We start from the raw sequence: 11,118 nt of genomic DNA, 5'->3' as shown, positions 1-11,118 counted from the left end.
ACAAGCCCATCTGAATTTGTAGCCTTTTATCCACCAAAAATCCATGCAAAGTCTGGGTCAAATTCTCGTAGCGGCAGGGATTGTGGCGATCCCCCTGCTCGCCTTTTCGATCGTGGCGATCGCTCTCATTGTCGAGCGCACAATCTTCTGGTATCGCGTCAACCGCCGTCAGGAAAAGGTGATTAAAGAAGTACTGAAGATGTATCGCACTGATCCTTCACTGGCAGTAGAAAAGCTTGAACGCAACGTCGATCTGCCAATGGCACGCATCTTTCTAGAAGCACTGTCGCTTGAAGACGCAGAGCCAGAAGAACTGGCACTGGCGCTCGACGGTGCGACACAGGCAGAAATCCCCATCCTCAAACGCTTCAGCAACGGCTTTGATACGATAGTCACGATCTCGCCGCTGCTGGGCTTACTGGGTACGGTGTTAGGACTGATTCAATCCTTTAGTGCACTCAACTTGGGCGATGTGGGCGGTACCAAAACTGCTAATGTCACTTCTGGCATTAGTGAAGCCCTCATCTCAACGGCATTCGGTTTGGTGGTGGCACTGGTAACACTGTTTTTTGCTAACACGTTTCGAGGGTTCTATATGCGCCAACTGGCAATGATTCAAGAACACTCGGCAGAGCTGGAACTGCTACACCGTAGACGTTATAAGAAAGTTTTGGAGGCTTCCTATGCGACGACGACGCGCGATCGATGAACCCGAAGTGGCATCCCAGATCAACATCGTGCCGATGATTGACGTGATCTTTGCCATCCTCACGTTTTTTATTATGTCTACGCTGTTCTTGGGACGGTTTGAAGGGTTGGCTGTCAATTTACCCAAAGCCCAATCTGCTAAACCGCAAAAGACCATTCGTGCCACAGTTACCCTCGACAAACAAGGTGATCTCTACCTGAACAAGTCACCCCTCGCGATCGATATGTTGTCTAATGCTGTGCGCCAGCTCGACAAACCCGGTCAAGATCTGGTGGTGGTGCTCAACGCCGACGGCTCCGTGACCCACGATCGCGTGGTCGCTGTGATGGATCAAATCCGCCAGGTGGAAGGCGCGAAAATGGCGATCGCTACAAAGCGGCAGTAGATAAAGGGGAAAAGATAAGGACAAAAACATTACCGTCTTCTCTTTCCCATCTTCCTTATCCCACTATCGCTTTAGTTTTTCACTTCTTTACCCATCCTTATTTAACTCAAAATATTCCCTACCCCGCTGGAAGCAAAAGCTATGGGAACACTGCGCGTTTCTAGAATGCCAAAGCTAGACAAAATTCAAAACGTCCCCTCCCTATGAACCATTCACAAACCGTCGTTCAACAGCGGCAAAAAGAAGGAAAGGCGCTGAAAAATTTTCTGATTGCCAGCTTAGTTGGTTCACTGTCGTTTCATGCTGCTGTTATGGCACTACAGGTGAGCGATCGCGGGGGCAATCTGCCTATCGATCCTACAGAAGAGGAGATGGAAGTGGTCGTCGAGGAAGCGTCACCAGAGCAACCCCTTCAGGAACAGATTGCTGAAATTGAACCGCCTTCCGAGACAGATGTGCCAGATGTGCCAGAGGAAGTTGCCTTCGCGCCAGAGGTAGCACCGCCGCAACCCCTAGTACCCGAAAGCCCAACGCCGCTAGAAAAAGGTGAAGATGCACCCAGCGATCAACCTGGGACTGATCCGGCAGCCGCCCAGCCAATGACCAATAATGCTGGTGATACCAGTTTGAAAGTTGGTGGTGGTCCCATTTTTAAACCGTTTGGCTTAGGAAGCGGCTTTGGCAACGCGACCCGACCCACAGGTTTTAACCCTCTAGGCGTTCCCACTGGCGACCTGCAAGGCAAACCAAGTGGCGACCCGCAGGGCAAACCTGGTGGGGTTTCAAACGGTACAGGTACAGCTACTCGTAGTGAGCCGTCAGCAGTACCGCCAGCAGTATCGCCAGCAAAATCCAAAGAACCTGTCTGCGTAAGCTGCCCTAAACCAAAGTATCAGGGACGAGAGGCAAGTCCTCGGGTTGAGATGAAGATTCAACCGGATGGCAGTGTCCAAGTGCGGTTACGAAAATCCAGCGGCAATCCTGATCTCGATCGCCAAACACTGGAGACCATGAGCAAGTGGCGGTTTGACCCCCAAAGCATTCCTGAAGGGGGTGTCAAAAAGCGGGTACGAGTCACCTATGAGGAAGAGGGTTCTATTACGCAGCGGCAAAATGAACAGCGTCGCCGTAGAGAAGCGGAACGCCAGCAAGTAGCAGAACAGGAGCAACAGAGACGAGAAGCCCAACGGCAACGCCAACAACCAACTACGGCTGTGGAAACACCCGCAAAACCTGCCCCTGCCCCCGCAGCGGCTCCGACTTTAGTAGAAACTCCACCTGTTGAGCCCGTCGCGCCTTTACCCGAAGTCGTACCGGCTCCAGTAGAACCCCCTCCTGAACCTGTGGAAGCGGCTCCACCAGAACCTGCGCCTATAGAAGCGGCTCCACCAGAACCTGCGCCTGCTCCAGTAGCAGAACCCTTACCTGCGGAGAATGCTCCTCTTCCAGCCTCTGATCAGTAGAACAGCGGTTGACCTAATCTGTCACAGCATTAAACGGCATAGCCGTGTTTTCAAGCTTCTCATATCCAGCAAGTTGGGGTTTGAGGTGCAGTGGGACGAAAAACAGGGTTAAGCGGTGGTTAAGCGATTAATTTACACAGTCAACTGAAATTTGGTCAATGGGATTCGTTGCCCAACCCCTCAAAAAGGGACAGGTTTCAATGCTCTACTCTATCAGCCCTACCACTTTTTTCCATCAACGTCCAAATCGTTTGTATCAGTGTCTCTGGCTCAATGGGTTTAGTTATGTGCTGTTGAAATCCGGCTGCCAGTGCTTGTTGTTGATCAATTTCTCCTGCGTAGGCAGTGAGAGCGATCGCGGGCAAGTCTCTGCCCTGTTCAAGAGATCGCTCTCTAATCTGGCGGATTAGTGCGTAGCCATCCATGCTAGGCATTCCAATATCACTAATCAGGAGGTCAAAGTTTGCTTGTCCCAACTTGTTCAGGGCTTCACTCGCTGACTCAACCTCCGTCACTTTTGCCCCATACTGTTGCAGCAAAAAAGTAATTAACTCTCGTGAATCTCGATCATCGTCTACAAAAAGCACCTGCCATCCATTCAGATTAAAGTCTGAAGGATTATGAGGCGGCGTATCCGCTTGACTCATCTGTGAAGCAGCCATGATTGGAAGCTGGATGGTAAAGGTTGCTCCTTGTTCTTCTCCTAGACTATTTGCTTGAACAGTGCCACCATGCAGTTCAACTAAATGGCGCACGATCGCCAATCCTAAGCCCAACCCACCAAATTTTCGAGTCGTTGTACTATCCGCTTGGCGAAAATAGTCAAAAACGTGGGGCAGAAAGTCGGGAGAGATGCCTTTACCCGTGTCGCTGACGGTAATTTGAGCTTGATTGCCCAATCGTGCTAACCCCACCCGCACCTTGCCACCCTGGGAGGTAAACTTGACGGCATTGGTCAGCAGATTCCAAACGATCTGTTGTAAACGACCGGAGTCACCCAGCACTTGCCCAATATTGGGTTCAAATACTGTTTGAATCTGAATGGATTTAGCCTCAGCCGCAAGGCGCACCGTTTCAAGGGCAGCCTGAATAGTGAATGTCAAACCGACTGGAACTGGATTCAAACTCAGCTTTCCTTGGAGGATGCGAGAGACATCGAGCAAGTCTTCAATCAGTTGTGCTTGCAATTTGGCATTCCGCTCAATGGTCTCAAGCGCATACTGAGTTTTGGCTTCGTCTTGCCGATTCATCTGTAGCACTCTTGCCCACCCTAAAATCGGATTCAGGGGCGATCGCAATTCATGCGACAACACCGCCAAGAACTCATCTTTAATCCGATTGGCTTGCTGGGCTTGTTCGGTTTGTTCTTGCAAAGAAACCGTTAGTCGATTCAGATGATCGTTCTGCTCTTGCAGTAGCGCTTCTGCCTGTTTACGATCAGTAATGTCTACCAGAATGAAAACGGCACCCGTGAAGGTTTCATTCTCATCTATTACGGGGTCCATGGTTTTGGAAAACCATCGTTCTTTAGCCTGAAACTCTAAAATTTGGCGCTGATGAGTTTCTTTCGCACGGCGAAAGCAGGAACCATCACCCACACCCAAAGCTGAGTGCATCAATTCATGATGAGCGCAACCCAAACTTTTGTTAAAAGGCTTGCTAAAAAGCTGGCTCATTGCCCAATTACAGCGAAGAACTTTGCCATCTTGGTCTACTAAACACACGCCATCGTTGATCGCGTCAAAGGTGATTTGCCACTCCTTTGCTGATAACAACGCGAATTCCTCAGCCTGTCGAATCCGCAGCAGCGATCGCATTGTGGCAAGCAGTTCAATCGGTTCAACAGGTTGGGCAAGATAACCATCAGCGCCACTGTCTAAGCCCTCAGCTTTATCCTGGCTTTGGACAAAGCTAGCCGAAAGATGCAGCACTGGAATAAAAGCAGTTGCAGGATTTGCCTTGATTTGGCGACAGATTTCAAAGCCGTTCAAATCAGGCAGTTGCACATCCAAAATCACAAGGGCTGGCTGATGGTCGGCGATCGCTTTTAAGCCCAAGGCTCCAGTTGCTGCCTCCACAACATCAAAGCCTGCCTTTTGCAAAATCCGCGTCACCACATACCGATTGGTTTCATTGTCATCGACATGCAGGATGGTCAACCGCGACTCAGGCATAGCAATTCTCCTCATCCAAAATGAGTCCGGCTTGAATCAGCGCATCTCGAAGCTGAGCCATTGTCGCGGCTTGAGCGGTGGTTTCTTTCGAGACGATGGCAATACTCTGCGCCGCTAAACTACTCTGCGCTTCTGCATCCAATTGGGTAGAAGAGTGAATGATCACGGGAATTGATTGAGTAATGGCAGTGTGCTTAAGTTGATCGAGCACCTCAAACCCATTGATTTCAGGCATCTCTAGATCCAACAGAATGGCAGCCGGCTGTTCGCTTTCTGCCATCGCAAGCCCTTCTCGTCCGTTCGCAGCCTCTAAAATTTGTAATGGAGTGCTGATTAACAACTGTTTCACCACATACCGATAGGCTGGATCATCGTCAATTAGTAAGAGTTTTTGGGGTTTACCCTGACTGATCAGCGTATTAAGTTTGTTGAGCAAGGACCATCTCTCTACAGGCTTAATTATGAACCCATCCGCTCCCAGTGCTAACGCCTGCTTCTCGTTGTCAATGACCGTAATAACTATTACCGGGATTGCACAAGTGGTTTCGTCGCTTTTAAGTTCTTGCAAAAACGTCCAGCCACTTTGCCCGTCGAGCAGAATATCCAGAATGATCGCGGCTGGTCGTAGTTGCTGTAATGCCTGCCTTGCATCATCCAGAGTGCGAGCTGCAATCAGTTGATACTTGGATGCTTGCAGGTGCTTCTCATAGATCAGCAGTGTCTCAGTATGATCTTCAACCGCAAGAATTGGCAGGTGCATTGCTTTAAGTGAGGCAATCGGTTGCGACAATTCCGGCAGTTCAGTGACGTGGGGATAGGCGATCGGCAGCGTTACCGCAAACGTGGAGCCTTGTCCTAGCTGGCTACGAGCCGAAACACTGCCACCTAATAGCTCTGCTAGCTTACGTGAAAGGGGCAAGCCTAACCCAGTCCCTTTCACCTGCTTTTGTAAATGAGACTCAATTTGAACAAAATCCTCAAAAATGCGCTCTTGATCTTCTGGAGTAATACCAATACCTGTGTCCGACACGGAGAGGGTGACCGTGCGATCGGTTTGCAAGGCGGATACTCGCACCTCTCCCTGCTCCGTGAATTTAAGCGCATTCGAGATAAAATTTCTGAGAATCTGGGAGACTTTGCCCTCGTCGGTGTAGAGCGTTGATAGTCCATCCGGTTCCTCAAAGACCAGTGCCACGGAAGCTCCTTCCGCCAATAAGGGACGCAGCATACCCCGCAAGGTGCCAAACAGGTCACTGACTTCAAAAGCACTGGGACGCACTTCAGTTTTGCCAGCTTCTACTTTGGCAAGATCTAGCAAGTCGTTGACCAGTTCTGATAGTCCGTTTGCGGCTTTTTGGATGAATGTTACCTGCTTTTCTTGCTCCACCGTCAAGTCACCATCCATACGAGCTAGCAGCATCCGCGAGAGCGACAAAACAGAGTTTAATGGCGTGCGAAACTCGTGACTCATATTGGAGAGAAAGCGGGTTTTGAGTTCGTTCACCTGCTGGAGTGAGCTTGCCTTTTCATCCAATTCGGCATAGAGGGCAACTACGCCACGATTGGTATCTTCCAGTTCTCGGTTGAGTTGGGACAATTCTTCCTCGCGCTTGCGTAGCTCTGCCATTGCCCGCAGCAATTCTTGGTTTTGCCGCTGAATTTCGTCGTAGGGATTTTGAGGCGATCGCGCCATCACCGCTTTCCGAATCTGCTGTAGCTGCGAGTCAGTTAAGGTGGGTGCCCGCTTCGACAACGTTTTACCCACTACGACCGTGGTTCCTTGGTCTGGCAGCGAGTCAATCTCAAAGATATCCATGAGTCTGCGAGTGCCAGTAATCCCGACTCCCATGCCTGTGGAAGACGTGTAACGTCCATCTAAAACGTCTTCGAGATGAGGAATACCCTTCCCTTTATCTTGAATCCGAACCAAAAATGCTTGAGGCGTTCCCTCCACGTAATATTCAACGGTTCCGCCTCCGGCATACTGAAACGCGTTGCGGACCATCTCTGAAACGGCGGTTGCCAGTCGCACCTGATCTTGAGTCTCAAACCCCAACTGCTCGGCAAGTTCACGCGTCCGCTGCCGGGACTGCACGACGTCCTGTTCATAGCGAATTTCAAGCGTGAACAGGGTTATCATACACCTCGTCCTTTGGCTACTAATACTGTTACATCATCGCGCTCTCGATGAAAATCTTGGTACAGCACACCGGCGATCAAACTAGGATGTTTTTGACTTAAGCCAGGATAGCGATCGAGCTTCCACTGAGTGCCCAAGCCATCAGAATGCATAATCAAAAGTCCGTTGGGATACCAGGGGTAGCTAAACTCTTGAATTTTGCGGAGTTCATGCCCCACAGTGCCGTTATAAGACACCAGATTGTGATGTTCAGTGAGCGAGGAAATGCTGGCAGCAATGTTGCCCACGCCAGCAAAGCGAACTACCTGCTGTTCAAAATCAATTTCGGCGATCGCTAGTGCTGCACCTCTGGTAGTCCGTAAGGCTCCATGAGCCATTTCAATGATCGCATGGGGCGATCGAGGGTGATGCTCCTGAAACACTCTCACTGCTGCTGACGAGGCACTGGCGGCAGCAGGTCCATGACCTAAGCCATCTGCCACCAGCAACAGGCTGCGTTGAGGATGGTCTTGAATCGCCCAGGCATCGCCTGAAACTTCCTCGCTTAGCACGGGTAAACACACCACACCAATTTCTAGAGTCTCTTTCGGTGAAGGGTCTGCCGGAGCCGACCACAGGTGTGCCAGCAGCGCTGTTCCCTTACCGACTCTGGAGTAGATTTCAAAAAAGCCAGAGAGTCGGCGCATAGCGCCCAGCCCATTGCCTGAAGTTCCGCCAGTGGAAAAGCCATCTTGCAAGCACTCATCTACATCGAGCATCCCTGGTCCTGTATCCAGCGATAAAATCTCAATGCCAAGAGCGGTTGCTTGCTCGATCGCCCTTAACAATATCACTCCACCCTGAGCGTGCCGCAGGAGATTATTGGCAACTTCTGTTACTACAATACCAACCTTACCCCGCTCCGCTTCGTTGAAACCCAGACGATCAACCAAAGCCAAAGCTGTCCGTCGGGCTTCTCCTGCTTGACTAGATTCAGTAATGGGGATGGCGATCGAGTTCCTCATTTTATTTCCAGCGTACAATCGTTATCCGAGTTCCCTCTCCTACCACAGACTCAATTTCAAATTCGTTAGAAAGTCGCTTTGACCCACTCAAACCCATTCCCAATCCGCCACCTGTTGTGAATCCATCCTTAAGCGCCAGCTCAATATCAGGAATTCCCGGACCCTTATCCTCAAAAATAAGCTTGAGTCCGCGTCGTCCCAACTTCTGGAGCGTTTCTAGCGTCATCGTGCCACCCCCCCCATAATCGAGGGTATTGCGGGCTAATTCGCTAGCGGCTGTCACAATTTTAGTTTGGTCTACTAAGCCAAAGCCGATCGCTATAGCGAAATGGCGCACGGCTTGCCGCACTAAAACCACGTCCGCAGACGACTGGATGCTCATTATTTCAGGCTTCTCCATCGTCCTTTGCATCACCTTTAATAACAGCGCTTTGAGACTTTGCATCGTCACCGAGCGACGATTGCAATAATGTCATGCCCTTTTCCACGTTTAGTGCCGTGCGAATGCCCGTCAGCGACAGCCCCAGTTCCACCAGCGTAATTGCCACAGCAGGCTGCATCCCAACGACAACGGTTTCAGCACCCAGCACCCGCGCCATTTTAGCAATATTGCCTAAAATCCTACCGATGAAAGAATCAACAATTTCTAATGCAGAAATATCAATTAAGACACCGCGAACGTAAGTTTGAGTGATGCGATTAGTCAAGTCATCCTGTAACGTCATCGCAAGCTGATCATGCATATCAACCTGAATGGTAACGAGCAATAAATTGCCCATTTGCAATATGGGGATGCGTTCCACCCGTTTCTCCTATTCCTTACTTGGGTTGCGATCGAGTGATGGTTGCTCCCACTCGCTTGAGTGCCATCAACAAAGCATCGGCTAACGTTGCTTTTGTAATCACGCCCGTTAAATCGATACCGAGATACACAATCGTTTGGGCAATTTGGGGACGAATGCCGCTGATAATACAGTCTGCTCCCATCAGACGGGCGGCTGTCACCGTCTTAAGAAGATGTTGAGCAGTCAACGTATCGACGGTTGGAACTCCGGTAATGTCAATAATGGCGACTTCTGACCCAGTTTCAACAATCTTCTGCAATAACGACTCCATGACAACCTGAGTGCGGGCGCTATCCAGGGTGCCAATAATCGGCAACGCCAGAATGCCCTCCCACAGCTTGACCACAGGCGTAGATAACTCCATCAACTCTTCCTGCTGCCGCAGAATCACTTCCTCCCGCACCTTCTGGTACGCTTCTACAGTCAGTAAGCCCAGCCGATCCAGCAAGGTTGTAGCTTGCCAAATCGCTTCGCCGAATTCAGCGGTGTCTTTTAACTGCTGCCGCAGACGCTCAAACAAGGGTTGCTTAAACGAAAAGACGAATGCGGCTGTTTCAGACGGCGTGAAGCCCTTGTAGGATCTTGATTTCGAAACACTCGTCAACATCTCTCGAACCTCTTGCCACTCTGTCGCCTGAATATTGGTCAAGTTGCCCTGCCCAACGGCGACGCGAAGTAACTTGAGGAATTCCCTACACTCCTCCTGTATCTCGGCTTCTTTGATCAAGCCCTTGCGAGTGTTGGCAGCCGCTAATTCCTGACTCCACTTTTCCAGCAGGTCCGCCTCGTAGGTTTCAAGTATTTCCGATATTTTAATTTCGATTATCGTTTCCATGAGGCAATCCCCTCCATCGGTCAAAATCAGTGTACGGCTATTTAAGCCCATCGCGAAGGTTTAAGTTTTCTAGTCCGTCTGCATGAGCTTTCAGGGATTATGAAAATAACTCCCTTTTATAGACTCGCTACTCCTTATCCCTCATTAATCACTCTAAGCAGATGAAAAGATAAGTTGGAGGTTTAGCTGATGCACCCGTGGACAGATAAACTGATTCATCTTCTGCGTCAGTTGCTCAAACCCTAACTGAAGGGAAGCAATGGGAAAAACCGTCAACCAGTGTTTAAGCCAATTGAAGCAAACTAAAGGTTGAATAACTAAACGCAAGTTGTTGAGTAAGTTCTTCCAACCGCTCTGGTTATTCCACCACGGGTGCTGCGAAAACCGCTGATGGGCCAGTGGACAGGAGTCGTTGAATGGGTCGGCAAACAAACTGACCATCAAAAACGTACTCATGACCAACTCCCACCACTTCTCAATCTGCTCATAGCGGGTCATACGAAAGTCTGCCCACCCGAGTGCATCTTTGGCTTGTTTGAGACCATACTCAATCCAGGTTCTAAAGCCATAACTGTCACCAATATCTTTGAGTTTGATTGCCGGGGCACAGACCATGACATAGGACGTTGAGTTGTCCGGTAACGTGTCAGGGTCAGTGGTCAACAGCCAGTACTGCTTGCGGTGGCTTTTGCCGTAAATCACCTCAGCCATGTGACGGGTTTCTGTCGTGCCATTACTAAAGGTGCGCTTGAAGGTCTGCCAAGGCTCCTGGTACACCTCCTGGTCTTGCGGTAGCCACAAAGCATGGTTGCTGCGAATCGCCAGGATGTAAGGTAGGTTTAATTCATCTAGCACATCGACAAAGTTGACTTTACTTTCGCCATACAAGCTATCGGCGAGCACCAGTTCAAACTCAAATCCTAGTGCTTGTAATTGTCGAATCATGGTTGCCGCAATTTGCGGTTTACTTTGATACTCTTCTCCCTCTTTGAGTCGTTCTCTGGGTTTATACACCTCAAAACTCAATGGCACAATCATGCCATCGACTAAGCCGTAGGCAGTGACAGCGACAATGCCATTTTCCTTCTTACCGACGTTGCCGATGTATTGCCGTTTGACGTAATCAGTGCTTTTTCCCTTCTTACAATCTCCAGTTTCATCAATCAGTAATATCAATGACCGACCGTTGAGTACCTTGAGGGTCAACTCCAATCGCTTCTGGCGTAACTGTTGCACCTGCCAAGGAGACTCGGTAAGGAAGTGATGTAAGTTTTGCTGATTGTTTAAGCCTACTGCTTTGGCAATGGCAGGTAAGGATTTGCGTTTAATCTCGCTAATCATCCCCAGATGCAGAAGCTTAAAGGCTTCATAGCTGCGCACTTCTGGGAATAAGTCCTCATACAATTGGCAGTATTCATCCACAAAATGTATCGTCGGGCGGGCGGCTCTAGATGCTGGCATGGCAATTGAATCTGGACAAACGTACCTCTATAATAGATAGTCTCTAGTCAGAGTGATTTAAGAGGGTTATAGCCTTTTTCTATTGGATAAGGTACAGTTTCG

At 49.7% G+C, this 11,118-nt stretch carries 10 protein-coding genes; 3 read left to right on the top strand and 7 right to left on the bottom strand.

Annotated features, from left to right (window positions below; all coding sequences use genetic code 11):
- Positions 1 to 43: 43 nt before the first annotated feature.
- The 3 genes from JOY44_RS21285 (at position 44) to JOY44_RS21275 (ending at position 2,557) form a co-directional block, all read left to right on the top strand.
- On the top strand, positions 44 to 709 hold the full coding sequence (locus JOY44_RS21285) for a MotA/TolQ/ExbB proton channel family protein (protein WP_171575512.1): 666 nt from the start codon (positions 44 to 46) through the stop codon (positions 707 to 709).
- Entirely contained in the window at positions 684 to 1,094 is a 411-nt protein-coding gene (locus JOY44_RS21280) for an ExbD/TolR family protein (protein WP_171575511.1), read from the top strand. The genes JOY44_RS21285 and JOY44_RS21280 overlap by 26 nt, the downstream gene beginning before the upstream one ends.
- Positions 1,095 to 1,297: 203 nt before the next feature.
- On the top strand, positions 1,298 to 2,557 hold the full coding sequence (locus JOY44_RS21275; RefSeq protein ID WP_171575510.1) for an energy transducer TonB: 1,260 nt from the start codon (positions 1,298 to 1,300) through the stop codon (positions 2,555 to 2,557).
- 197 nt (positions 2,558 to 2,754) lie between these two features.
- Here the strand turns inward: JOY44_RS21275 and JOY44_RS32210 are convergent, their stop codons facing one another.
- From JOY44_RS32210 to JOY44_RS21240, 7 genes are all read right to left on the bottom strand, one after another.
- On the bottom strand, positions 2,755 to 4,731 hold the full coding sequence (locus JOY44_RS32210; RefSeq protein ID WP_171575509.1) for a response regulator: 1,977 nt from the start codon (positions 4,729 to 4,731) through the stop codon (positions 2,755 to 2,757).
- Positions 4,724 to 6,871 (bottom strand): ATP-binding protein, encoded by a 2,148-nt coding sequence (locus JOY44_RS21265; protein ID WP_171575508.1) that lies wholly within the window; start codon positions 6,869 to 6,871, stop codon positions 4,724 to 4,726. Before JOY44_RS21265 ends, JOY44_RS32210 begins: the two co-directional genes overlap by 8 nt.
- Positions 6,868 to 7,875, bottom strand: coding sequence for an ATP-binding SpoIIE family protein phosphatase (locus JOY44_RS21260; protein ID WP_171575507.1), 1,008 nt, complete (start codon positions 7,873 to 7,875; stop codon positions 6,868 to 6,870). Before JOY44_RS21260 ends, JOY44_RS21265 begins: the two co-directional genes overlap by 4 nt.
- A gap of 1 nt (position 7,876) precedes the next feature.
- On the bottom strand, positions 7,877 to 8,257 hold the full coding sequence (locus JOY44_RS21255; RefSeq protein ID WP_245404938.1) for an anti-sigma regulatory factor: 381 nt from the start codon (positions 8,255 to 8,257) through the stop codon (positions 7,877 to 7,879).
- A 4-nt stretch (positions 8,258 to 8,261) separates the two neighbouring features.
- A complete protein-coding gene (locus JOY44_RS21250) occupies positions 8,262 to 8,678 on the bottom strand; it encodes an STAS domain-containing protein (protein WP_171575505.1) in 417 nt (138 codons plus the stop codon).
- A 16-nt stretch (positions 8,679 to 8,694) separates the two neighbouring features.
- Positions 8,695 to 9,555 (bottom strand): STAS domain-containing protein, encoded by an 861-nt coding sequence (locus JOY44_RS21245; protein ID WP_171575504.1) that lies wholly within the window; start codon positions 9,553 to 9,555, stop codon positions 8,695 to 8,697.
- 153 nt (positions 9,556 to 9,708) lie between these two features.
- A complete protein-coding gene (locus JOY44_RS21240; RefSeq protein WP_171573592.1) occupies positions 9,709 to 11,016 on the bottom strand; it encodes an IS701 family transposase in 1,308 nt (435 codons plus the stop codon).
- Positions 11,017 to 11,118 lie beyond the last annotated feature (102 nt).

The organism is Leptolyngbya sp. Cla-17, assembly GCF_016807185.1.
Classification (GTDB): Bacteria; Cyanobacteriota; Cyanobacteriia; order Leptolyngbyales; family Leptolyngbyaceae; genus ULC077BIN1.
This window is presented reverse-complemented; position numbering and strand designations above follow the sequence as displayed.

What these genes read in the sequence shown, in the direction of transcription:
- JOY44_RS21285 (WP_171575512.1), top strand. Translation starts at nt 44, where the DNA reads ATGCAAAGTCTGGGTCAAATTCTCGTAGCGGCAGGGATTGTGGCGATC.
- JOY44_RS21280 (WP_171575511.1), top strand. Translation starts at nt 684, where the DNA reads ATGCGACGACGACGCGCGATCGATGAACCCGAAGTGGCATCCCAGATC.
- JOY44_RS21275 (WP_171575510.1), top strand. Translation starts at nt 1,298, where the DNA reads ATGAACCATTCACAAACCGTCGTTCAACAGCGGCAAAAAGAAGGAAAG.
- JOY44_RS32210 (WP_171575509.1), bottom strand. Translation starts at nt 4,731, where the DNA reads ATGCCTGAGTCGCGGTTGACCATCCTGCATGTCGATGACAATGAAACC.
- JOY44_RS21265 (WP_171575508.1), bottom strand. Translation starts at nt 6,871, where the DNA reads ATGATAACCCTGTTCACGCTTGAAATTCGCTATGAACAGGACGTCGTG.
- JOY44_RS21260 (WP_171575507.1), bottom strand. Translation starts at nt 7,875, where the DNA reads ATGAGGAACTCGATCGCCATCCCCATTACTGAATCTAGTCAAGCAGGA.
- JOY44_RS21255 (WP_245404938.1), bottom strand. Translation starts at nt 8,257, where the DNA reads ATGAGCATCCAGTCGTCTGCGGACGTGGTTTTAGTGCGGCAAGCCGTG.
- JOY44_RS21245 (WP_171575504.1), bottom strand. Translation starts at nt 9,555, where the DNA reads ATGGAAACGATAATCGAAATTAAAATATCGGAAATACTTGAAACCTAC.
- JOY44_RS21240 (WP_171573592.1), bottom strand. Translation starts at nt 11,016, where the DNA reads ATGCCAGCATCTAGAGCCGCCCGCCCGACGATACATTTTGTGGATGAA.